Origin of the sequence: Sphingobacterium sp. UBA7855 (genome assembly GCA_002500745.1) — a bacterium.
In the GTDB taxonomy this organism is placed as follows: domain Bacteria; phylum Bacteroidota; class Bacteroidia; order Sphingobacteriales; family Sphingobacteriaceae; genus Sphingobacterium.
The window spans coordinates 227309-253553 of record DLST01000003.1 but is presented as its reverse complement, the minus strand read 5'-3'; the positions used below and the strand labels follow the sequence as shown (position 1 = coordinate 253553).

15 protein-coding genes are annotated in these 26245 nt (G+C 40.1%); all 15 read left to right on the top strand.

The genetic code is table 11. The features are described from left to right. Positions 1 to 9 precede the first annotated feature (9 nt). The 15 genes from B2107_RS03660 to B2107_RS03590 all read left to right on the top strand — a co-directional run bounded on the left by B2107_RS03660 (position 10) and on the right by B2107_RS03590 (position 26123). Positions 10 to 1524, top strand: a complete 1515-nt coding sequence (locus B2107_RS03660; RefSeq protein ID WP_293953217.1) for a RagB/SusD family nutrient uptake outer membrane protein — start codon at positions 10 to 12, stop codon at positions 1522 to 1524. Between the two features lie 14 nt (positions 1525 to 1538). After that, positions 1539 to 2645, top strand: a complete 1107-nt coding sequence (locus tag B2107_RS03655) for a fasciclin domain-containing protein (RefSeq protein ID WP_293953215.1) — start codon at positions 1539 to 1541, stop codon at positions 2643 to 2645. Positions 2646 to 2666: 21 nt separating this feature from the next. Continuing rightward, positions 2667 to 3776, top strand: a complete 1110-nt coding sequence (locus tag B2107_RS03650; RefSeq protein WP_293953213.1) for a DUF5007 domain-containing protein — start codon at positions 2667 to 2669, stop codon at positions 3774 to 3776. 12 nt (positions 3777 to 3788) lie between these two features. Continuing rightward, complete coding sequence (locus B2107_RS03645) at positions 3789 to 6947, top strand: SusC/RagA family TonB-linked outer membrane protein (protein WP_293953211.1); 3159 nt, start codon at positions 3789 to 3791, stop codon at positions 6945 to 6947. A 12-nt stretch (positions 6948 to 6959) separates the two neighbouring features. Beyond that, on the top strand, positions 6960 to 8507 hold the full coding sequence (locus tag B2107_RS03640; RefSeq protein ID WP_293953209.1) for a RagB/SusD family nutrient uptake outer membrane protein: 1548 nt from the start codon (positions 6960 to 6962) through the stop codon (positions 8505 to 8507). Between the two features lie 11 nt (positions 8508 to 8518). Then, positions 8519 to 9280, top strand: a complete 762-nt coding sequence (locus B2107_RS03635; RefSeq protein ID WP_293953207.1) for a fasciclin domain-containing protein — start codon at positions 8519 to 8521, stop codon at positions 9278 to 9280. A 36-nt stretch (positions 9281 to 9316) separates the two neighbouring features. Beyond that, positions 9317 to 10933 carry a DUF5008 domain-containing protein gene (locus B2107_RS03630; RefSeq protein WP_293953205.1) on the top strand — a complete coding sequence of 539 codons (1617 nt, stop codon included), beginning with the start codon at positions 9317 to 9319 and terminating at the stop codon, positions 10931 to 10933. Positions 10934 to 10949: 16 nt separating this feature from the next. After that, a complete protein-coding gene (locus tag B2107_RS03625) occupies positions 10950 to 12686 on the top strand; it encodes a DUF4983 domain-containing protein (protein WP_293953203.1) in 1737 nt (578 codons plus the stop codon). A gap of 17 nt (positions 12687 to 12703) precedes the next feature. Beyond that, entirely contained in the window at positions 12704 to 14074 is a 1371-nt protein-coding gene (locus B2107_RS03620) for a discoidin domain-containing protein (RefSeq protein WP_293953202.1), read from the top strand. Between the two features lie 36 nt (positions 14075 to 14110). Then, positions 14111 to 15163, top strand: a complete 1053-nt coding sequence (locus B2107_RS03615) for a PKD domain-containing protein (protein ID WP_293953200.1) — start codon at positions 14111 to 14113, stop codon at positions 15161 to 15163. A 259-nt stretch (positions 15164 to 15422) separates the two neighbouring features. After that, positions 15423 to 17717, top strand: a complete 2295-nt coding sequence (locus B2107_RS03610; protein WP_293953198.1) for a GH92 family glycosyl hydrolase — start codon at positions 15423 to 15425, stop codon at positions 17715 to 17717. Positions 17718 to 17946: 229 nt separating this feature from the next. Then, the gene (locus B2107_RS03605; RefSeq protein WP_293953196.1) at positions 17947 to 18288 is read left to right on the top strand and encodes a hypothetical protein; all 342 of its coding nucleotides are present in this window, start codon (positions 17947 to 17949) and stop codon (positions 18286 to 18288) included. 289 nt (positions 18289 to 18577) lie between these two features. Beyond that, positions 18578 to 19684 carry an efflux RND transporter periplasmic adaptor subunit gene (locus B2107_RS03600; RefSeq protein ID WP_293953194.1) on the top strand — a complete coding sequence of 369 codons (1107 nt, stop codon included), beginning with the start codon at positions 18578 to 18580 and terminating at the stop codon, positions 19682 to 19684. A 13-nt stretch (positions 19685 to 19697) separates the two neighbouring features. Continuing rightward, positions 19698 to 24248, top strand: coding sequence for an efflux RND transporter permease subunit (locus B2107_RS03595; protein WP_293953192.1), 4551 nt, complete (start codon positions 19698 to 19700; stop codon positions 24246 to 24248). 246 nt (positions 24249 to 24494) lie between these two features. After that, the gene (locus B2107_RS03590; RefSeq protein WP_293953190.1) at positions 24495 to 26123 is read left to right on the top strand and encodes a DUF6377 domain-containing protein; all 1629 of its coding nucleotides are present in this window, start codon (positions 24495 to 24497) and stop codon (positions 26121 to 26123) included. The last annotated feature ends 122 nt before the right edge of the window (positions 26124 to 26245 follow it).

Below are 26245 nucleotides of genomic sequence, written 5' to 3'. Positions count from 1 at the left end.
CGAAAAGAAATGAAAAGATATCATCTTATATGGAGTGTTTCACTACTTTTCTCATTACTTCTGGGAGGTTGTAAGAAAATGCTGGATATAGACTCTTCTCGAACGGTCAAGGAAGAGAATATGTGGAATGCTTTGGAAGACACGCGGGCAGGTTTGATGGGGATTTACGGTTTAACCAAAGCAGCTTTGGACGATAATAATGCTTATTGGCTGTATGGAGAGGTGAGGTCAGGGGATTTTGATAGCCCCACCCGTCAAGATCTTAAGGCAATTATTAAGAATGATCTCAAAGCAAATTATGAATCGTTGAACGCACTTTCGAACTGGAGACGTTGGTTTGCTGTAGTTAATGCTGCTAATATTTTTATGGAGCGCGCACCGGGAGTAAGAGAAAAAGATATGCGTTACACGGAAAACAATTTGGTCGTGGATATAGCTCAGGCTCGATTTCTACGTGCTTACGCTTACTTCAATATGGTCCGTATTTGGGGTGATGTACCCCTGATACTGAATTCACATGATGGAAATTTTGAGAATAAGCCTAAGGAGGATCGATTAAAACTGTACGCTTGGATCGAAAAGGAAATGTATGATGCGGCTCAATTATTACCTTATTCCTATAGTACGGGTGATGAACAGCAAATTGGGAACTACTACAATGAAGCATCTTCCAGATGGAATGGTGCGTTGGTCAGGAAACTTTCGGTATATGCTATCCTCGCACATTTGGCCGCATGGCAAGCCAATTATGCAGACGCGGCTTCTTATTCGCAATTTGTGATGGACAATTATAGTAAAGGAGGAGCCTATTACCTGTCGACTTCGTTTTTAACAGATGGCAATGGATTTTTCTTTGATAAGCGTTCCGAGCAGCTATTCTCATTTCCTTATATATGGGCACATGTGGAGGCATCGTTCACAGGACATATTGAAGAGTTGACGCTGGCTGCTCCTGTTGTCAATAAGACCGTACCGGATATTTATATGCCGAAGGAAATGATTTTAAAAACATTTAACGAAAAGAAGGACCAACGTTTTAGTATCGATACACTGGGAAATCCGACGACAGAAGTATATTTCCGAAACTTCAACGGCAAGTATCCCATATTTAGCAAAATCAAATGTATTATGGGAGGTTCTTCGGATCCCACCTTCCGCATATTTACCAGTGCGACAGTACTGACTCGTTTGGAAGATATTACGCTTTTACGCGCCGAAGCTTTAGCTGTGTTGGGCGAAAAATCGACGGCCATTGAGTTACTTAATGAAATTAGGGAACGCAGAGGGCTTAAAGTATATAGTGAGACGTCAAATGGAGATTTGGTTGACGCTATATTTTTAGAACGAAAACGTGAATTGATGGGTGAAGGACAGCGATGGTATGATATGATTCGACGAGAAAAGATAAAACATGACAATCCACAGTTAGCACAATTAATCGCTAGCGATGGGATTTATTGGCCAATTGCTCGAGAAATTCTCGCTCAAAATAATTTAATCGAACAAAATGCTTATTGGAAGTAAAGGAAGAACTAATTATGAAAAATAACCTATTTGTACGCAGTGTATATATATTTTTAATTACCGTCCTGCTGTATGCTTGTGCTAAAGATAAAGGCTATTATTCGCCCATATCCCAAGAAGCGATATATAAAGGTAATTTATATAGTTATCTAAAAAGTAAGCCTGGAATATATGATTCTTTAGTGAAAGTAATCGATAGAATCGGTCTAGAAAGAAAATTGCAGGATAGCACAGTGACACTATTTGCGTTGACTAATGCCAATTTTCAACTAGCTATTCAAAACCTGAACAATACCTTAAGTATCTCTGACAAGCCTGCACAATACTTGAATTCAGTGAAGTATGAAATACTAGATTCATTGCTATGTCAATATATTATCCAAGGCAGAATTGCAAGTGATTCCCTCAATAGTCAGGATGGTAAGGACGTACGCGGTATTCGATATGGCTATCCAATGCATATTGGATTGAATAAGCAATCTTCATCTGGTTATATAAATGGAGGCCCTACAATTGTTGACTTTTCCGATACAAGAAGATCTGTTTTCAACCGTAACTGGGTAACGACTGAAACTAGTTCATTAAATATCCAAACAGACAATGCTGTTGTTCATGTATTGAACCCTGATCATGTGTTCGGTTTTAACAAATTCGTCAGTCAGATTATCTATATCCCACCGCCAGAAAATCTTTTCATAAAATTCAAAGGGATAGGTTCTGCGTCGAAGGAAGCTTCGGGTGGACCAAATGCGGTCGAAGCATCTAAATATGTATTCGATGGTAATCCAGAGACAAAGTTCTTTTTATCAAGTCCGGGACAGTTTTATTTGCAGTGGGATTTTCCTGTTGAGGTGCTAGCTAACAGTTATACACTTCGTTCAGCTAATGATATTCAAGATCGGGATCCAACGGACTGGACATTACAGGGACTTGATGGAGAAAGTGGGAAATGGATCTTATTGGACTCTAGACAAGGGGAGGAGTTTGACGAGAGGTTTCAATTGCGCGTATTCTTTTTTACAAATACGAAGACGTACAAAGCTTATCGTTTGAATATTGCACGTATGTACGGTGGTAACGATTTCCAGTTGGCAGATTGGACAATGAACCGTAATCAATAACCAATTTAAGAATGTATGGACATGAAAATTGCTAGAAAATTTAATACACTAAATAAGACATGCAACTTGGGACTGCTCATCTTGATGTGCGTCTGCTTAAATGGATGTAAAAAGCTTTACAATTTGCCGGATGAAAAGGAATTTTTAAGTGTCAACTTAACTTATGATGGAAAATCTTTTTATCCCATCTTGGGAAGAACCTCACTGATGGGGAATATTAATACCGATCATTCGACCACTCCGCTACGATTTGAAATTGTTAATCCCCGTTATGGCGATGGGCGACCTTATACCGATCTTTTTGAAGTCAAACCTGTCTATCGTTGGATTTACCGCTATGATGGTACTGAAAAAAATCTGGAAGAAATTGAGGCCAAGCGTCAGCTCGTGTATCGACCTCTTTTTGAGGTTGACTCTACTGGTAGTTTTATTTTGTGGAATTCATCGACAAATGAGCTGATAGAGCCGCGTTCCAAAGACAGTATAGATCTAGTACAGAATATTCGGTATTTTGATTTAAAGGTCTCTAATTCTGGTGGTTATACCGTAATTAAAGATTTTATGATTCTCCCTTGGCGTGTTCAGGATTATGAACCTTATTCGGATAAAAACCCCTATAATGGTGAAACTGCTCCAGATCCAAATGATCCTAAAAATCCAAAAAAGAAAAGTTATATCTGGCCTTCTTATATGAATGGGGTTTATGGGGAATTGTCAAATCAGTTATTACGCACGGATGATCAGTTTAAAGACCTAGTCGTCTATATCCGCAGATTTACCGGAGGGAATGGACATAATTTACGCTTTGTCTTTTTAAACAATAAGGGTGAGCCCATTAATCCGGATAGTTTTAATGAAACAAAGTGGAACGAACTGGTGCATGGCTTTAACATGAAAAAAACGGCTACTTATGTGCAATATGATGTAGCTTATCCAATTCCTCTAACAAGTTTTCCAACAAAGTATACAAATGGAAATAGCACAAAGGTCGATTTTTCCTACTCCAGAAAGGGATTCGGCGGAGGTCTAATTACAGCCAATTTTGGGTTGAACTTTAAAATTTTTACTAAGGGGGATTGGGAGATTGTTTTCCATTTTCAAAGGGAGAATCCACGATTTGATAATGAATAATTGAAATTAGCTATGCAATTTAAGATATTTTATAACAGCTGCATGCTGTTGATATTGTGTGTGTTTCTTTCGGCGAAGGTTTTTGCGCAGACTGTCATTATGTCGGGTAAGGTAACAGATAACAAAGGAAGGCCATTAGCGGGTGTTACAGTACGTTTTGGCAAATCTGGAAAAGAGGCGACCTCGACAAATTCGTCCGGAGCATTTAGCTTAACGACAGCAACAGGCACTTCGGTTGCCTTTCGATTAATTGGTTATGATGGAGCCACGATGACGGTGCGGTCAGACCGAAATGTAATCGTTCAATTAAAAGAGATCGATAATCAAATGGATGAAGTTGTTGTTAGGGGCTATGTAAAGCGCCCGAGAGAGACGACTACTGGATCCTCGACTAAGATCAGTGGAAAAGAAATCCAGGATATTCCATCGGCGAACGTAGAAAATTTACTTCAGGGTAAGGTTGCGGGTCTTAATATACAGGTAAATACCGGAGCACCCGGTTTTAGAGGGTCTACTCAAATCCGTGGACTTTCGACCATCAGTGTGACAGGTAGCGGTGATCAGTCATTTCTAACCCCCACCTCACCGTTGTATGTGATCGATGGCGTACCAATGGATGCGGATAGAGCCAATGAACTTGGATTAAGCCAGCAGGGGCCAGGAATCAGTCCATTGTCATTAATTCCTCCTGAGGATATCGAAAGTATAGAGGTGCTGAAAGATGCGCAGGCTACATCGCTATATGGATCGTTGGCTGCCTATGGTGTGATCATTATCAATACGAAACGTGGTAATTCTGAGGTTCCCAGAGTAAGGTATACGGGTAATTTCTTCTTGAAAACGCCACCCCAGTTACGTCCAACTTTGGGAGGAAATCTAGAACGCCGTTTAAAACTATTGCAGATCTACGGAAATGCGTTGTCGCAGGATGACCTGGACCGAATTTCACAAACACCCATGTTGTCGGATAGTTTGAACGCTTATTATAATAATTCAACCAATTGGCAGGACCTATTTTATGCTACAACCTATAACCAAACGCATAATGTCGCAATTGATGGTGGGAACCAGAAGTTAAACTATAAGGCGAACCTGAATTATTATAATGAAAATGGTATTATCAAAAATACGGGTTTTGATCGCTATATGACCAATATGCGATTTGAATATTATCCCAACGAGAAATTTAAGTTTACAGCGCAGATAAGTGCTTCACTTGGCTCAAAAAGTAAGGGGAACGGGTTAGGTATTTTACAATCTGGTGTGGCAACAAACGGGATGACATCAACGTTGTTGCCTGGTCCGTCTTTTTATCTGGCATCCTCAGGATATAATTCAGCATTGAAGACCCGAAATGATAATTCGTCTAAATCGATCAAGCCTTTCATTGAAGCATCCTATGAAATTATTCCGGGTTTGCGGGCAACAACAACAATGAGTTATGAGTCTACTTCCGATAATGAAAACACGTTTACACCGGCGGCAGCAAATGGTCAATTTGCACAAATCTATGCTTATTATGGTCGATACAATTCATTGTATAATAGAAACTCCATCAATTATAGTCGCACGTTTAATGAAAAGCATACCGTATTTTTCAATCTATTCAATGAGATTCGAACCTTGGAAAAACAAGCAAATGCAACCTTACAGGCCCGTACACCAAATGATCAATTTGAAGGACCCCTTGGATTTGATGGCTATTTTTCCAAAGGAGGAGGATTATTGCGCCGTGGATTCGGAAAAGAAAGAGGATTATCTTTTGCAATCGCTGGGACTTACGATTACATGAAGAAATATGTGATAGACCTCTCTTACAGAATGGATGGGTCGTCACAGAATGGATTTGGAAACCTGTATACCAAAAATCCTGCTGTTGGTCTTCGATGGAATGCCTATCATGAGAATTTCTTGAGCGATGTGGACTGGATTAATTTGCTCTCCATTCGAACCAGTTGGGGGGTGAATGTTATGCCGAATAGTACCTTGGAGCGCGTTTACGGAAAATACGATATTGCAGGAAGCTATAATGATAAGATAGGCATCGGAATCAATTATGAACAAATTCCAAATCCTGATCTAAAACCGACAACAACAAGTCAGTATAACCTGGGGTTGGACCTCGCTTTTTTTCAAAACAGGTTTGAATTGACCTATGATACGTATTATAAGAAAGTAAATAATATTCTATTTGAAGAACGACTTTCTTCATCGTTGGGATTTGAAAAGGTAAATAGTAACTCGGCTGCAATTGCCAATTATGGTCATGAGTTATCTGTTATGTTAAGACCTTTGACCGAAGGTCGTTTTACCATGTCAGTAGGGGTAAATGGAGCATATAATCGGGATGTTCTGTTAAAGCTACCCGAGCATTATGGTGGGCAATTTGTCCGTTGGGAAAATAATGATAAATATAAGCAACATGTTGTTTTCAGGGTAGGAACTTCAACGATGTCTAATTACATGTTATTAAATCGAGGTGTATATAGCACCGATGCAGATGTACCCGTGGATCCGGCGACCGGACGACGTTATCGAATGGCCAATGGTACCGAATTTCAGGCCGGGGATCCAATTTTTGCAGATCTAGATGGTAACTATGTTTTAGATGAAAATGACTATGCCCGTACTGGGAATTCTCAACCTTTGATCACCGGTGGTATGCAATTGAATTTTAATTACAATCATGAAACCCTTGGATCTTTTGGTTTGAACTTATATGCATCCTATACAGCAAAACGTACCATCTTGAACAATGCCCTTGCAGAGCGATTGCAATTGATGAGTGATCCCTATGGGGATAGGACTGTAGTTCCTTTAGATGATATTAATATGTGGATGAAACCCGGCGATATTGCAAAGTATCCTTATGCTTATGATTTCAGAAGGTATTCAAGCGTTAATCCGTTTCGGATGGACCAAGATTTATGGGCTGAAGATGGATCTTACTTTAAGTTAAATAGTGTGACGCTCTCTTACATGTTTACGAAAAATGCGGTTAGAAGATATGGACTTGAGCGTTTAAGGGTATATGTTTCAGCTGACAATGTAACGACATTATCAAAATACAGCGGACCTAATCCCGAAAATGTAAGCACAATGGGAAGAGACGCTTCCGGAGGATATCCCGTGCCTAGACAATATAATGTTGGTGTTAATATTGATTTTTAATTGATCTGTAAGATGAAAACAAAAAGAAATATAGGAAGAATAGCTGTTGTCATATGTCTATGTACAACCGTCATGATAGGCTGTAAGAAATTTTTGACTGTAGAGCCGATAGATAGACTTACGGGTAACAATTTCTATCAGTCTAAAGAAGATGTAGAATCAAATATAGCACGTATTTATAGCCAGTTTTTCGAAAAACTGAACGAGTCATGGGTAGTTGGTGCTATTGGCGAGGCGAGGTCTGGAGAAATTTTTCCCTCTCCTACATCCGGAACTAATCGTATGATACTTCGCGATTTGGGAACAAATGATATGAATGCAGTGTATAACAATACATTAAGTGGTGGTCGGTCAAGTGGTTATGCCATGTATCAGGTGTCTATCTGGGATACCTATTATAAAGTGATTCAGAGCTGTAATATTTTAATAGCCAAATTGGATGAGGGAATCTCCGGGTTATCTGCTGCAGATAAAGACCGCTATAAAGCCGAAGCTACTTTTATGCGTTGTCTAAGTTACTTCTGGATGGTACGTCTGTATGGCGATGTGGTTTACTACACGGATGCATATTTCGCAAAGCAACTCCCCCGTGAGGATATGGTTTCTGTTATTAGTAAAAGTATCGCCGACTTGGAATCTGTTAAAGATATGATGCCATGGACATTTGGGGAAGCCTCACAGCGTGGTGCGCGGGCAAGCCGAGGAAGCATTATCGCGCTGTTGATGCATATGAAGATGTGGAATGCGAATTTTGACTCGGCTAATGCAACGAAGTATTACGAAAGTGTAGCAAGTCTTGGAAAGGAGCTGCGTGCGAGTGGAGTCCATCATTTGTACAAACTTACCCCGGAAGAATGGGCTAAGGTCTCAAAAGGACGCACGGAAGAATCATTGTTTGAATTTTACCGAACAATCAATTATAATGATCAGAATAATGACTACGCACCTTTGTGGGATCATTTTTTACGTTGGCCATATAAATTTCCCCGTTACAATCAGCAGTTCAGTATTGCCTATTATTCCTCCATTTTTATGTATCGAATTTACCCGCTGAATGGCCCTGCAGACAAGCGCAAGGATCTCTGGTATGAGGATATGTATGCGAATGATGGATCATTTGTTTTAAAGAAATTTGCAGCCAATGTCTTTGCGTCAGGAAATGAAGACTCTAATCCAGACAATACATTTATGATCTTTCGTTATGCTGATGCGTTGTTATTAGAGGCTGAGGCCCTTGCTAATTTAGGTGGCGCGCGAGAGTCCGAGGCAATCTCAGTGCTTAATATAGTTCGAGATCGAGCTGAAGCCCCGCGCTATGCCGGTGGCGGTACTGATCTGAAGAATTTTATTTTCGAAGAGCGTTGTCGTGAATTAATCGGAGAAGGGGTGAGATATTTTGATCTGATCCGGACTCGAAGGATACTCAATCCACAATGGACCATGAATCCCATGACAATTGATCAGTATAACCGTCGTGCATGGACCTGGCCTTTGGATGCTTCGGCCAAAAATTTTAATTCAAAGATCGTGTTGAACGATTATTGGACAGGAGGAAATTAAATCAGTTTATTATGAGAAAAGCTAAGATAATAGGATATGCGTCGCTAACGATGTTACTGTTTGCAATAGTATCATGCAAAAAGGATGCATATTATAAAGATGGTGGATTGGCACAGGCAAAATTTGATGGCTCTATAATGGATTATCTGGATTCCAAACCGCGGGAATTTGATTCGATTGCCAAAATTATTAGGTTGGCAGGTTTAGAAGAAGATTTTAAGACCAAGGAATTTACTTTTTTTGCCCCGAGAGATGAGAATATAAAGAAGATGATCGGTCAAGCTAAGTCAAATGTGCCCGGCAATCAATCTAGCGTGAACTGGCTGCTTTATGATTTGGGGCGCGATACCATCAAAACATTGGCAGACGTAGATAGTACTATTTGGCGTAAATATTTATTGCGTTATATGTTCAATAATAAGCGAAAATTGATGGATTATCCACAAATTGATTTTGATTTGCTAAATGTTTATAAAGGGCAAAATTACACCTCATTTGCAAATACAGTGTCTAACATAGGTGTTGTCTATAACGATGCCATAAACGACTCTGACAAGAATAATATTACCCGGTTGAAATATATGGGATATAGACAATTATATATTTCATACATTCCAGATATCAGCCGGCCAAACGACTGGCGTTCATGTCCCGTTGCCTCATCAGATATCCAGCCGGATAATGGGGTTGTCCATGTAATTGATTATACCAAAGCGCAGTTTGGATTCAATCAGAGTGATATTCTGTTAGATATATTAGAAAGTAAGCGTTAATAGCAATAAGCAGTTGTAATTTAAATTATGAAAGTTATGTACAATAAGATTTGGAAATATACATCCCTATTGTTCTTTATTGCTCTTTTTTGGGGTTGTAATAAGAATAATAAGATGTTTTCAGCTCCATACGAGGAGGGGCTTCCGCCATTGGGTATAGAAATTAATCCAACCGATAAAATGCAACCCGAATCGGGTAAAACAGGAGTCGAGACCATCATGCGAATTAAAGGCTTGGATAAGTATAAAGATAAGGCTATCATTCGATTTAACGGCGAAAAAGCACAGGTTGTCGAGCTAACGGCAGATTATGTAAAGTTGAAAGTTCCACCTTTTGCCAGTACGGGAGTGCTTTCTGTTGCCATTGACGATATTGTATTTTTTGGGCCACAATTTACGGTTTTAGGAAATGTATCTATCGATCAGACTTTTCAAGTGGGGGTAGGAACAAATAATACCGTTTCTGATGTTCTTTTTTTGGAAGATGGTAAAATGATCTTTACAGGGTCATTTACAAATTATAATAATAAAGGGTCGATACGGCCTATTAATCGTCTCGTCAGAACTTTTGCAGATGGAACGTATGATGCAAGCTTTCGTATAGGTACAGGCGCTAATAATTCGCTGAATAGCATTCTCAAACTAGGGAATTATTACTTTTTGGCAGGTTCTTTTTCAGGATATGGACAGCGAAATTCAGATATCAGCAATCTGACGCGAATTTACACCACCGGAGCGATTGATACCATGGGCATTAAACCATTCCGACGCCCGGGGCAAAGTGATACGTTGAAGTATTATCCGACATTTAACGGTGGGTTTGATGGCAATATCGGCAATATATACGAGTCGGAGGGGAAAATTTTAGCAACGGGGAATTTTAGATATTACATCCATCGCACTTATGATAAGCCCAATCGGTTGGAAACAAGGGATACGATTATCCTAGATAGTACCGAAATCAGACATGTTGCCCGTTTGAATCTAGATGGATCGTTGGATAAGTCCTTCAGGTTTGGGGCAGACGGCAAAGCAATGGCTGGTGGAAATGGAGCGGTAGCCACTGTATATCATACCAGTGGGGCCTTAAAAGGCAAAATTCTAGTGTATGGTTCTTTCAACAGGTTCGATGGACAACCCAAAGGATATATCACCCGATTGAATGCTGATGGAACATTGGACGCCACATTTAACCCAGGTGGTGTTGGAGCCGACTACAATGTCTCCTCGGTTACTTACAATAGTGTAACAAATAAATATATAGTCGTTGGAAACTTCAGTAAATATAACGGAGTATCGGCAATAAAAGTTATCATGTTGAATCCAAATGGAACAGTGGACCCAACGTTTCAGGCGAAGACCTTTGATGGTGGAAACCCTTTCTATGCGATGCAATTGAATGACGGTTTAATCGTAGTTTCTGGAGATTTTTCGCGTTATAGTAGTATTGCCCGAAATGGTTTTATGATCCTGAATCCGAACGGTGAATTGAATGGAGATTATAATTCTTCTGGTTATTTCTCTGGTTATATCAATAAAGTTGTTGAGACAAAAACAGAGGATGGTAAACGCGCATTACTTTTAATGGGCTTTTTTAGCCGCTTTAATAATGAAGAAGTACATAATCTGATTCGAATTAAATTGGAACAGTAACTTAAATTTTAAACTGATGAGATCTCAAGCTAATTTTAAAAATATAGGCCGCTGGCTAATGCCTTTGATTATATTATCAATGCTCATATCCTGTAATGATGAATTCGGACGCCTGTTGCCTGATAATGAGGGGCAACAAGATACCGTTGACCTAGTATATGGCAAGCCAAAAGTACTCATGCTCATCGTGGACGGAGCAAGGGGAGAGTCTGTCCGGACGGCAAATATTCCAACGATGAATGGATTGCTCAACCATTCGATTTATTCCTGGGTTTCGTTAAGTGAGGAGCATGACGATGCAACTGCTATGGGCGCCGATCTAGCCAGTATTATCACTGGGGTGAACCAAAATAAACATTTGGTCATTGGTGATAATTTTAAGAACAATAATTTTCAGACCTTTCCAACAGTCTATACAAGGGTCGCTGCAAATATGAAGAACCCTGAATTCAAAGTCTATAGCAGTTCTAAACTATTTGTTGAAAATCTTGCTCCTGTTGCGGTAGCTAAGTTGGAGAGTACCGACGAAGAGGTTGTCAATAGTGTTAAGGAAGGGTTAAAGCAACCGGAATTAACCTTGTTGACTGCCCATTTCACAGCGGTTGATAAGGCCGGAAAGGCCAGCGCCTATGACAATAGCAGCGCTGTTTATAAATCCGCCATAGAAAATTTCGATAAGCAGGTAGGGGAAGTTATTCAGGCCTTGGTGCAACGCCCAGCTTTTAAAAAAGAGAACTGGCTGGTTATCATCACTTCGAGTAAAGGAGGGCCTTTTGAAATTCCTCCTGCGCAGAATGACAATACAATTTTTAGTAATCCAAATGTGAATACCTTCACTATCTTTTACTCACCTAAATATAATTCAAGGTATATCAATAAACCTTACTTGGGCAGTCGCTTTTCGGGAGATTTTCTAAGATTTAAAGGCGGTGTCTACGCAGAGTTAACCGAAGGTGATAATCCTGTTTTCGATCTTGGTGATAAAGAAGAATTTACCATTGAATTAAAAGTTAAGAAGAATAAGGGGCCAAATAACACATACAAATTTTCTAATTATCCATCTTTTATCGGCAAACGTGAGAAATGGGAATCAGGTGCACCAACAAATGGATGGGTAATGGCTTTTAAAGATGATTATTGGATGTTCAACGGGCGCGGCCCGAACGGAAGTGGTGAGGTAAATGGTCCTAAATTGAACAACGCAACCTGGAATAATGTGACTATAGTCGGAGCCCTCACAAGCGAAGGTAAACGTATTTTGAAAACCTATACAAACGGTCTCCCGGGAAATGAGATGGACATAAGTTCGTGGGGAACGATTAGCAGTCCAGCGAAATTTAGGTTGGGGCTTTTAAATGGAGGAAGCAGTTGGAACCAAGGTGACTACTACCTGGCTGATGTGCGATTTTGGAAAGTAGCCTTGCCTTTGGCCGTCATTACGCAGTATAATTGTCAGGTTGGAGTAAGTGAAGAACATCCCTATTATCCGAATCTTGCTGCCAATTGGCCTATTGTTGGAACGGTTACTGATGGTGTACTTTATGACGATGGGCCTTATGGAAATACCTTAAAGATGGGCAATTCCACGTATGAAATTTCTAAGCTGAATGATTTTCTTTGTGCTCCTTCTGTTGAAACAATAAGTACGTTAGTACCGAAAAACACTGATATAACCGCTCAGATATTTAGCTGGTTACAAATTGCGCGACAGGAGAATTGGCAGTTAGATGGACGAGTTTGGGTTGATAAATAATCTTAAAAAAGCGAATTATGAAAAGACTATTTTATTATACAACGATCATTTTGTTCTTAAGTCAATTGTTGGCTTGTTCAAAAGATAATTTAGAGGTGTTTAATTTACGGGAGGGTGCTCCTGCTCAAGTTATCGCTGAAGGTGGAGGCAATGATCTGATCAAAACAAATGATTATGTACAGGTTCCGATGAAGGTAAAATTGAGTAGTCCTGCGTCAAAGACCTTTGATGTTGAAATTCAATTGAATACCGATACGGTGAACAAATTAATCCAATCAGGAACACTAAAAGAGGTGGTTACACTCCCCAATTCGGCATTTTCTTTTCCGAATATCGTGAAATTTCAATATGGTGCGGATACCACCTCCTTTTTATTAACGATTTCGCGAACAGAGATCGAACGTGTTTACGGTAAGAAGTTTGCGTTGTCCTATAAATTATCCAATCCTGGAAAAGGTAATCAGCTGGGAAATCCCAGTAGCATAATTGTAACGATGGACTCAAAGAATTTGCTGACAGCAACAGATATCCATTATCTTTCGATAACAAATTCACCTGGCAATATTATTTTAGCAAGCGATCATAACAATTACAATACTACACCTTCAGGAATCGAGATACCAATCGGCGTTTCGTTAGCATCCTTTCCAAGTAAATTTTTTTATGTTGAAGTGCGAGGTACAACTGATTCAATTTCAAATTGGATAACGCAGAAAAAGGTTCCCGCGAATACGATCGGTTTACAGGAAAATGAATACGCACTTCCTTCACGCGTGCAGGTGCTGGGGAATAAATCGGCGGCGGCCTTCAATATATCGATTCCTTGGGATGTTATTACCAAAAATAAAGATAAGTTTCTCGCTGTAACAGTCTATTTAAAGGATCCTACCCTGCATGTGATCAATCCGCTGAAAAACTATACCACGATTTTAATTGATTGCGCAAATGTTGTTGAATTTGATGTAACGGGAGAAGCAACACTATCGGTAAACCGGGATAATAATGGTGGTGCAAGTGCGGGTGAAGGTAGCTTAAAATTTGTGGACGACCTCACGAGTACCAAATTTTTGCAAAGTGCATTTACGGGCGATCTGCAGTGTACATTGACGTTCACGCGAACGCTGAAAATTGGGGCATATACACTTACATCCGGAAATGATGCGATCGAGCGTGACCCAAAAAGCTGGTTTCTTGAGGGATCGTTAGATGGTAAGAACTGGGTTACGATTGACACACGAACAAATGAGAGTTTCCCGAATAGAATTCAGACACGAAGATTTAATGTCCAAAAGCCGGGTATTTACAAATTTTATCGTCTAAATATTACAGAAAATGTTGGGAGTAGCTTATTTCAATGTTCTGAATGGAGGATGATTGAATTTTTATAGATGTAAGGCAACACATGGTATTACAACGATGAATTTATGAAGATGAAATTAGTAAAATACAGTTTTTATATTCTTTTACTGTTTACCTGTCTAGGTTGCAGTAAAGAAAAGGAAGTAGTAGTAGTTGAAAAACCTCAGCTACCCAATCCGGTGTCAGCTTTCTCTACAAAACAGGTTGCCAAGGATGATCCTTTTACTTTTGAATTTACAAATCAGTCAACGGATTATAGCGAAACGCGCTGGAGTTTTGGCGATGACAGCACCTCGTCAAAGGTTTCGCCACAACATACCTTTTTAAATACGGGTAATTTTACAGTCAAACTTAAAGTGCTCAACGAGAATGGAGATTGGGCGCAACGTGAAGAAGTTATCAAAATTGATGCTGAAAAATTAATTCGATTCAATGCGACAAAGAATGGAACTGGTAAGCTGATTTTGGCATACGACAGCGACATAGCAGTACAGGCTGTCACTTGGTCAAAGATGACTGATAAAGATAAGTATGTGCAAGTTTCTGATAAGGCAAAAGCAGATATTTCTATTGAAATCGGTAAATTTGAGACCTATCAACTTCGTGTTAAAACTCCGAAAGGTTCGCAGATCGTTATTACAAAGATGCTGACAGATCTGGGAATTGTAAAAGACTGGACAAATATTGACAATACTTTTCGAATTTCTCAGGACAATTCCAGTGGTCCTGATGCGGGCGAAGGTTCGAAAAAATTAATCGACAACGACAATACTACGAAACTTTTTGTCGGTGGATATCAGCCCGGTATGTATTGGCAGTTTGCATTCTATCAACCCCAAACGATCAATGGTTATACCATAACAACCGGAAATGATGCTCCGGAAAGAGATCCGAAAGATTGGGAAATACAGGCATCCGACAATGGAGAAACTTGGGTAACATTAAACACGGTCACAGGTTATAGCTTTGGTACTACTTCAGCAGATAGAAGAAAGTCCGTTAATTTCTCTTTTACGAACGCAAAACCTTATAGTTATTACAGGTATGTTTTAAAAGCGGTATCCTCTGGGTCAAATTTCCAAATAAGTGAATTTAGGCTTTTGGAACTACCAAAGTAAGCACCAAAAATTGACAACAGTTCGTTGAGGTTGTTAGCGACAAGAGGCTCATTGGTTTAAAAATTAGCCGTAAGGTATTGGTTTGACAAAGACAATATCTTGCGGCTATTTTATTTGGAGTGATAGGGGCTGTTCGCTTTTTTTTGTAACCATCTTGTGAAAAATAGCTTGTCAATCGGCTATATTTAAATTTCTTACCTATATTTACTAATACGTTTTAGCCTTTTGCATTATAAACGTTCAACCCAAAAGCATAAATATGTTTAATATTAAAAAACTTACAGGTAGCATTCTTTTTCTATGCGCTATTCATACAGCTATGGCGCAGCAGTCCTCACCGGTTGACTTTGTGAATCCTCTGATCGGTACCGAATCGAAGTATGAATTGTCTAACGGGAATACCTATCCAGCGATCGCAAGGCCATGGGGTATGAATTTCTGGACACCACAGACAGGCAAGATGGGAGACGGCTGGGTATATACTTACACGGCAGATAAAATCAAAGGGTTCAAGCAAACCCATCAACCAAGCCCTTGGAATAATGATTATGGGCAGTTTTCAATCATGCCTGTCACGGGAACTCCGCAATTTGATCAGGAAAAACGAGCAAGCTGGTTTTCACATAAAGCCGAAATTGCAAAACCTTACTATTATAGTGTTTATCTCGCAGATCACGATGTAACAACTGAATTATCTCCGTCGCAACGAGCGGCAATCTTCCAGTTTACCTTTCCTAAAACAGATAGTGCTTACGTTATTATCGATGCCTTTGATAAGGGCTCTTATATTAAAGTAATTCCTCAGGAAAATAAGATCATCGGTTATTCAACAAAGAATAGCGGCGGCGTTCCGGATAATTTTAAAAATTATTTTGTCATTACCTTTGATAGACCTTTCTCCTACAAAGCTGCTGTTAAAAGCGGCGCGATAAGAACAGATGAATTGGAAATTCAGGATAATCACGCCGGAGCAGTCGTTGGCTTTCCTTCCTTGAAGAGAGGCGAGAAAGTCATTGCTCGGATCGCTTCCTCTTTTATAAGTTTTGAACAGGCAGAAATTAATTTGAAAGAAGTTAAGTCGAAGACATTTCAGCAGGTTGTTGACGAAGGTAAAGCGCAGTGGAATGACGTGCTGGGACGTGTACAAGTTGAAGACCAAAATATTGACAGACTGCGTACATTTTATTCTTGTTTGTACCGATCAACACTTTTCCCTAGAGATTTTTCGGAGATTGACGCAAGTGGTAACCGTATTCACTATAGCCCCTACAATGGTCAGGTGTTACCTGGAGAAATGTTTACAGATACAGGTTTTTGGGATACATTCCGAAGTTTATTTCCATTATTAAATTTATTGTACCCTTCTATGAACGATCGTATGCAAGAAGGCTTGGTAAATGCTTATAAAGAGAGCGGCTATCTTCCTGAGTGGGCTTCTCCAGGACACCGCGCATCGATGATTGGAAACAATTCTGCATCTATTGTTGCGGATGCGTTAATTACTGGTCGGAAGGGATATGATAAAGAGTTATTGTGGGAAGCATTGAAACATGGTGCCAATAATGCCTATCCTAAACATACCTCTACTGGCCGTTTTGGTTACGAATACTATAACAAATTAGGCTATATCCCCGCCGACGTAAAGGTCGACCAAAATGTAGCGCGCTCACTGGAGTATGCCTATAACGACTGGTGTATCTATGAGTTTGGTAAAGCGCTGGGTAGACCCAAGGCGGAGACAGCGATTTATGCCAAACGGGCAATGAACTATAAAAATCTGTTTGATCCAAGTACTAAACTGATGCGCGGAAAAAACGCCGACGGTTCATTCGTTCCCAATTTTGACCCGAGTGCTTGGTCGAGAGAATATACCGAAGGAAATGCTTGGCATTGGAGTTTTTGCGTATTCCACGATCCTCAAGGTTTAATTGATTTAATGGGTGGTAATAAGTCGTTTGTATCCATGTTGGATACTGTATTTGTTATTCCGAGTTATGAGGGGATGAAGAGTCGCGGTATGATACACGAAATGCGTGAGATGCAGGTGATGAATATGGGACAGTATGCGCATGGTAATCAACCAATTCAACATATGCCCTACCTTTATAACTATGCTGCAGAGCCATGGAAAGCACAATATTGGGTACGTAAAATAATGGATAAACTGTATTTGCCCACACCGGATGGCTATTGTGGGGATGAAGACAATGGGCAGACCTCGGCGTGGTATGTTTTTTCTTCATTGGGATTTTATCCCGTTTCACCCGGATCAGGAGAATATGTGATCGGTTCTCCGCAATTTGATAAGGTGACCCTAAGTCTTGAGAACGGTAAAAAAGTGCTGATTGAAGCGAAGCAAAAGGGGGGGGATCAGGTCTATGTAGACCAACTTTCCTGGAATGGAAAACCTTATGGCAGGAATTATATCCGTTATAAAGACTTAGTGCAGGGCGCCAACCTTCAGTTCAAAATGAGCGATGCCCCAAATAAAAATAGAGGTACAAAAAAAGCGGATGCTCCGTATTCCTTTAGTCGTGAAAAGATAGATAAGTGATAAAATTGCTACAGCAGTAAGTTCGCTAATCCTTGATCTATACGAAAATTTAGCACTTCATTGAACGTTAAAAGTTCTTAACAATCGATGAAAATTGAGTTGTATTTGAAAACCATGATAGTTAATTTTGAGGCTGTCATGGTTTTTTTACATGAATACAATAATCTTGGGTATTTAAAATCATATCTTTGTCGTTCTTAATTACAATATGTTAGGTAAAATATTTCATTTGTTAATACTCTTTGCATACCTTAATTTGTTGACGTATGATTCTTTCTCGTCGGCAACGGGACAGGTTGTGCATGCGGGCGAGACTATTGTGGAGTATTTTTTAGATGATGTATTGGATTTGGATCCTATTCAATCTTCCCATGAGGAAAAAGTGCTGTTGCAGGATGATTATCGCATATTTGCTGTCAATAATCAAGTGTTGCCAATTTTCATTTTCGTTTTCGGTATTGTTTTCACCGCTTTATGCTTTGCAAAGGATCACGAACATCCTTTTTACCGTTCTAAAACCCTCTGTCGGCCGGGGTACTATCGATTCCTATACCGGTTTCGACCATTCTAATTATTCTCTATTTATCTTTTCAATCAAAGCTACATTTCATTAAAGTTGAAAAGTATGACAGTTTTTGTGCGTCATACGACCGAGGTTATAGCGTACACCTCATACTTGATGAAGTTATCGTAGTTCCCTTTGCTTACATGATCCCTTCAGTCATTGAAATTTAATGGCTAGCAAGAGAATTTAACATTTTATTATCGTTGATGAAATACCCATGTTCGGTAAACGCCTACATGGATAAAAAATTGATTGGGTATTCCATAGTGACCACTAAAAAGAAGATTATTTCCCTATGAACAAATTACGGATACTGTGCCTTTTACTTGGCGCGGTTGGGATGTTGGCATCATGCCGCTCCTCTAATGCTAACGCTGATCAGAAAGAAGAACTCAAAAATATACCCGTTGCATCTTTGATGGTGATGGACACCACTGTTTATCAGGAGTATATTGCAGATGTTCAAGCCTTAAAAAACGTCGAGATTCGCTCAAAACTGAATGGTTTTTTGGATAAAATCTATGTCGATGAAGGCGTCTGGGTAAAGAAAGGACAGCTATTATTTAAATATAATAATGAGGAATACCGATCAGAGTTAGCCAAAGCCAAAGCACAGTATGATAATGCTATTGCCGAATCTCAAAAGATAAAACTGGAGATGGAACGAACTCAAAAATTGGTTGACAAGAATATTGTGAGCCCTTCGGAGTATAATTTATTAAAGATTCAGCTAAAAGCATCCAATTCTAAAATAGAGGAAGCTCGTGCGTTGGTTAATCAGGCGCAGACAAGATTGGATTATACGGTTATACGGGCTCCATTCGACGGGCGTATAGACCGTATCTTATTGCGTGAGGGCTCTCTTTTGACCGAAGGAAGTTTGATTACAACCATCTCTGACCTCAGCAAAGTGAATGTTTATTTTGATATTTCTGAACGGGAGTATCTAGCACTTATGCGCGATAAGCTCAATGGCAAAGAAACGCAAAAGTCGGTGAAATTAATTTTAGCGAATGGCGAACTCTATCCACATGAAGGAATTGCACATCTTGTTGAAAGTGAGTTTGAAGCCAATACAGGATCCATTGCCCTTCGAGTCCAATTCCCAAATGCCGAACATATTCTAAAACACGGCGCAACTGGTAAGATCGCGGTACCTATGGAGACAGGGGAGCACACATTTGTACATCAAAAGTCGGTATTTGAGATTCAGGATAAGACCTATGTGTACACACTACAGGCAGATAGTACCGTTAAAATGATACCTTTTAGTGCTGGTCCGCGTGTAGGACATTATTATATTGTGGACGGAGGTTTGGATTCCAACGCCAAAGTTGTTTATGAAGGAGTGCAAGGACTGCGGAGTGGAATGAAAATTAATCCAAAAATGAGGAAATTGTAGCGGAGGATAGATTATGTTTGAAACATTTATAAAACGGCCCATACTGTCGTTGGTTATTTCGGTGTTTATTACACTTTTGGGTCTGTTGGCCTTATTTACTTTGCCCATTACACAATTCCCGGATATTGTCCCACCTTCGGTAGTCGTCAATGCCAATTACACAGGAGCTAATGCTGAAGTAAGTACAAATGCAGTTGCTATTCCTTTAGAAAAAGCAATTAACGGTGTTGCAGGGATGACTTACATGAACTCGGTGTCTACCAATAACGGAAGCACAGTGATTCAGATCTTTTTCGAAGTCGGCACGGATCCAGATATCGCTGCCGTAAACGTACAAAATCGCGTGACAACAGTATTGGATGAACTACCCGAGGAAGTAATTAAAGCAGGGGTTACGACAGAGAAAGAGGTCAATTCCATGTTGATGTATCTCAATGTTTTTACGGAAGATGAAACGGCAGATGAAAGATTCATTTACAACTTCGCGGACATTAACATTCTAAAGGAACTGAAACGTATTGAGGGGGTTGGACTTGCTCAGATTATGGGGATGCGCGACTATGCGATGCGTGTTTGGGTTAAGCCTGACCGTATGGCAGCTTATAATATTTCTGCTGAGGATGTAGTTGCTGCATTGCGGAAACAGAATATCGAGGCGGCGCCAGGTCAAACAGGTATCAGCTCGGATAAAATGCGTAATATGCAACAATATGTTTTGCGCTATCCAGGTAAATTCACTGAAATTGAGGAATACGCTAACGTTCCTATTCGCGCCACGGCCAATGGCTCCATTATTCGTATTAAAGACGTTGCTGATGTTGAATTCGGCTCATTAGATTACGAAATGGTATCCAAAACCGATGGTCGGCCCTCTGCTTCCATCATGTTAAAGCAATTGCCCGGATCAAACGCACAGGAGGTGATTCAGCGTGTAAAGGATCGGATGGCAGAGCTGAAACAGACCCAGTTCCCGACGGGCATGACCTATACGATGGGATATGATGTGTCGCGGTTTTTGGATGCCTCAATATCTTCTGTTATCAAAACCTTATTAGAGGCATTCCTTTTGGTTTTTATTGTGGTATTTATCTTTTTGCAAGATTTTAGAGCCACAATTATCCCTATTTTGGCCGTGCCCGTGTGTTTGATTGGCGCACTATTTTGTATGCAGATGCTCGGTTTCTCCATCAATCTGTTGACCTTATTTGCATTGGTATTGGCGATAGGAATTGTGGTAGATAATGGTATTGTTGTCGTGGAAGCTGTGTATGCCAAAATGGAAGAGGAGCATCTCCAACCTATGGAAGCGACATTAGAAGCCATGAAAGAAGTTGGTGGTGCCGTTGTGGCCATCACCTTAGTTATGTCGGCTGTTTTTGTTCCAGTAGCCTTTCTTTCAGGACCAGTCGGAATATTTTATCGTCAATTTTCACTGACACTCGCCGCCGCTATTGTTATTTCGGGAATCAACGCTTTAACATTGACGCCCGCTTTGTGTGCACTTTTCCTAAAATCGCCACATGACCGTAAACCATCGAATAACTGGTTGGATCGTTTCTTTAAAAAATTCAACCACATCTATGATAGAACTGCCTTTGGCTATAAAGGTATTTTGGTAAAAACGAGTGCACGACGCGGACTAACACTGCTTTTGTTGGGAGGATTTTTTGTCGCAACTTGGGGCAGTAGTGCCATCTTACCCGCTGGTTTTATTCCGACAGAAGATCAAGGGATGATCTATGTTGCGGTAACGACACCGCCGGGTGCAACTGTAGACCGCACAGAACGCGTTTTGGATAAAATTGACTCCGTATCACGAAAGCTCGATGTTGTTGAAACTGTTTCGACCTTGTCCGGATATAGTATAGTTACCGAAGTATCAGGAGCTTCCTATGGAATGGGTATGATTAACCTTAAGCCTTGGAAAGAGCGGGACCAGACTGTCGATGATGTCATTAAGGAGCTACGCGATAAAACCAAAGACTTTGCTGATGCACAGATTGATTTCTTTCCCCCGCCGACGGTACCTGGATTTGGTAATTCGTCGGGTTTTGAGTTGCGACTTTTGGATCGAAGCGGTAATGAGGATCTGAATAAAACGGCCGAAGTACTGCAGAAGTTTATGGACGATATGGAAAAAAGCGAGATCCTTCAGGATATCAGCTCCAGCTTTGATGTGAACTTCCCGCAATATATGCTGAAGGTTGACTACGATATGGCTGCAAAAAAGGGGATATCAGTAGAAAATGCCATGAATACACTTCAGACCTTGATGGGAAGTCTTTATGCAACAAACTTTATTCGCTATGGACAAATGTATAAAGTGATGGTTCAGGCTGGCCCCGAATATCGCCAACGCCCAGAAGATGTATTGCGCCTATATGTAAAGAATGAGACAGGTGAGATGGTACCTTACAATGCCTTTATTTCCATGGAAAGAATTTATGGGCCTGAACAAATCACGCGTTACAACATGTTTAGTTCAGCCATGATTACAGGGCAGTCTTCAGCAGGTTTCAGCTCAGGTCAAGCCATCGACGAAGTGGAAAAAATTGCTTCTTCTTTGCCGCAAGGCTATAGTATCGAATGGTCCGGTATGACCCGTGAGCAAAAGATCTCTGGAAACCAGGCTTTGTATATTTTTGCCCTATGTCTTCTATTTGTCTACCTGTTGTTATGTGCGCAGTATGAAAGTTTTCTGTTGCCTTTACCGGTTCTCCTCTGTCTTCCGGCAGGGATCTTTGGCGCATTTATTTTCTTGAAAGTCTTCGGACTGGAAAACAATATCTATGCGCAGGTAGCATTGGTGATGCTGATTGGTTTGTTGGGTAAGAACGCCATCTTGATTGTGGAATATGCCAATTTGAAATATAAGCAGGGAATGGATATTGTGACAGCTTCCATTGAAGGAGCGGTTGCACGTTTGCGTCCCATATTAATGACTTCCTTTGCATTTATAGCAGGTTTGATTCCTTTGATGATGGCCAGTGGGGCCGGTGCATTGGGCAATCGGAGTATTGGTACCGCTGCGGTTGGGGGGATGCTTATCGGAACCATACTCGGGATTCTTGTCATCCCCGGATTAGTGATTTTATTCTCAAAGAAGGATAATAAGAAACACGTTGTCAAACAGGCTTCTCTAGTCATAGCCGCACTTATTTTATTGGGTAGTTGTTCGGTGCCTAAAAAGGCGCATCAACCGGAGAAAGTAAATGTACCGGCTTCATTTTCCAAAAGCATCTCGCCGGATAGTTTAAATGTAGGCCGCAGGTCCTGGAAGGAAATCTTTAGGGATCCAAAATTAATTTCTCTGATTGATTCTGCTTTGCTGAATAATATGGATATTCGTCAATCGATCTTACGACTGGAATCTGCACAAGCTTATTTTAAACAGCGTAAGGCGGCATTAGGGCCAACCGTTGAAGCTGCAGTGGAAGGGGGAATACGGAAATATGGACATTATACAGAATCGGGAATAGGTAACTATGATTCAAATTTTTCAGAAAACCTGAAGAGTGATGAAAAATTGCCTGAGCCCTTTATTCCAGATTATTTTATAGGACTTCGCTCCTCCTGGGAAATTGACCTTTGGGGAAAGTTGAAGAGCCAAAAACAAGCAGCTTACTTTGGCTTTTTAGCTGAACAGGAAGGTAAGCGCCTTTTAGAAACAGAGTTGGTCTCTAATATTGCCACGGCTTATTATGAACTGATAGCGTTGGACCAAAAAATAAAGGTATACGATCGGAATATTGCATTGCATAAGAATGCATTAGAAGTTGTTGAGGTAAAAAAGGATGCTGGTTATGCAACGGAGCTATCTGTACAGCAATTTAAGGCCTTATTAGCCAACTCCAAAGCGGCCAAGGAGCAGTTACTGCAGGAGATAGCTTTGTGGGAACATCATATCAATGGGTTATTGGGACGCTTTTATCAACCGATTGTAAGAAGTACTTATACCGAAAATGCCGATTTATATCATGCCATGCAATTTGGTACACCAGATGACCTGGTAAATCAACGTCCGGATATTAAAGCTGCCTATCTCAAGGTGATTGCATCTTCAAACAACCAGGAAGCTTCACGTCTGGCATTTCTACCTTCTGTTGCAATAAGTCCATTTGTAGGATTACAGAGCTTTAGCTTGGGCAAGCTATTCAACTTGGATAGATCTATTGCTTATAATCTTTTTGGCGGTATTACACTTCCCTTATTTAACCAAAGACAGCTTAAAACGCAGTATGAGATTGCTAAAGCAGACTATGGAATAGCGTTTGTGGACTATGAAAAAACGGTTTTAAATGCGTACAATGAAGTTTCTAATGTGATTATGACGCAAGAGGCGATCGTCAAGCGACGTAATTTCGTGGATGAGCATGTTCAGGCATTGGAATTATCTATTGAAGCTGCCCAAGAGCTGTTTATTGCCGGGAGGGTGTCATCATTGGATGTTGTGACGGCCCAGAAAGAATCTTTGGAAGCTCAAGTTGGAAAAGTGGAGCTGGAGAAAGAGAGTACGTTAAACCAGATTCTACTCTATAAAGCCCTAGGAGGGGGCTGGCAATAAGGCTTTTTATTTCAATAGGAAAACTATTTTTCATGCGATAAAGAATTAACTTGTTAATTCTTGGACCCAAAAAAGGTCAGGGAAAGAGGCCGTCGTGAGACGTCCTCTTTTTTTTGATAGTCCTTCATGTGATAGGGCAGAAAGAATATTCAGTTTGTTCTCATTACTCATGCTTGCTGCAAAGTCATGTATGTTTTGTAGTTATTTTTATGTAGTTTAGGCACAGAATGTTGAACCGATTTTAGTATGTTGCAGCGCATCTTTCTTTTTCTACTTTGCTCTCATTTTAGTATTTACCTATCTGCCCAAGTGACTTCGGATAGTATTGGCGTTTTACAACGTTTGGAATATTTAATGGACAACCAAAAGATTTACGTCAAAAATCGTGAAGATAAGCTGGAAAAACTGAAACAAGAAGCAAAAGCTCTCGAAAGTAATCCTGCTCAATTTTTGAAGAAAAACTACGAAATCTTTGAAAATTATAAGAAATTTGATTCCGACGCAGCGCTTTCTTATATTTTACTGTGTCAAAAACTGGCTCCGCTAGGTAATGACTCTTTACAGGCAGTAATCCATCTCGATTTGGCATGGGTATATTCCACCATCGGACGATACATCGAAGCCGCACAATTATTGAAGCAAGTCGAGTCAGCTCATCTCGGCAGGAATCTTCTGGCAAAGTATTATGATACCTACAGCTCTTTCTATAGCCATTATGGTCAGAGTAATAATCGATCAGAGTATTATCAGGCAAGTGAAAAGTATCGTGATTCATTGTTGACGGTACTGCCAAAGTCTTCATTGGAATATCGTACCACCATCGCCATAAAAACGTTGTTCAACGGTAATCGTGAGGATGCTAAAAGACAACTGTTAATGCTTTGGAACGAAAACAAGAAGGATGTTGAGCAGCGTGCCCTGATAGCGTATTTTATGGGACTCATATATAAGTATGAGAAGGATGTAAAAAGTCAGATTTATTATCTTTCCATATCGGCGAGTGCTGATATTGAAATGGCTAATCGGGACAACGCATCTTTTCACGACCTCGCCCTAACATATTATGATCAGCAAGATTTTGACAGAGCTTTTCAGTTTATTGAAAAGGCAATTGACGATGCGATGTTATGTAAAGTCCGGTATCGAATTATCGAAGGCACCTCTTCATACCCTATCATCAATGCAGCCTATCAGCAGAAAATCAGTAGTCAAAATAAGCAGTTGGTTGGCTTAGTCGTTATCGTCAGTATTTTATTGATTGGCGTCATCATTGCGCTCCTTATTATTTATAGACAGGTGCAACATTTGCGACGAATACGATCACAGCTGTCAGCAACAAATCAGCAACTTCGATCATTAAATAATGAAATCAATCAGACTAATCTTAAATTATCGGAATCCAACCACATCAAAGAAGAATATATAGCTCAATTTTTTGATATGTGCTCCAGCTATATCGATAAAATGGAAGATATTAGAAAGGCTTTATTAAAGAGGGCTACAAATCAACAGTGGGATGCTCTTCGTGAGCAGTTGAAGTCAACACAAATGGAAGAACGGGAGGTAAAGCAACTGTATGTTAATTTTGATCGTATTTTCTTAAACCTATATCCGACCTTTGTTGATGAATTCAATGCTTTGCTTCAGGAGGACGAGAAGATACACCCCAAAAAGACCGAGCTATTAAATACCGAACTTCGCATCTTTGCCTTAATTCGATTGGGCATTGATGATTCGGTGAAGATTGCAAGCTTCCTGCGTTATTCTCTTCGGACTGTTTATAATTATAGAACAAAGGTACGTAATAAAGCTGCCGGAAATCGGGACGCCTTTGAAGCTGCCGTCTGCCAGATTGCGGTAATTGACCGTGCGTAGACCCACGTTTCCATACCGAAACACAGTAGATCAATCGCTTTATTTAGCTTATTTAGGTACTTTTTAAAGCGTGCTATTTTTCGTATTATTCTTATTATTAGGGTATTGAGTTTTTTAATAGG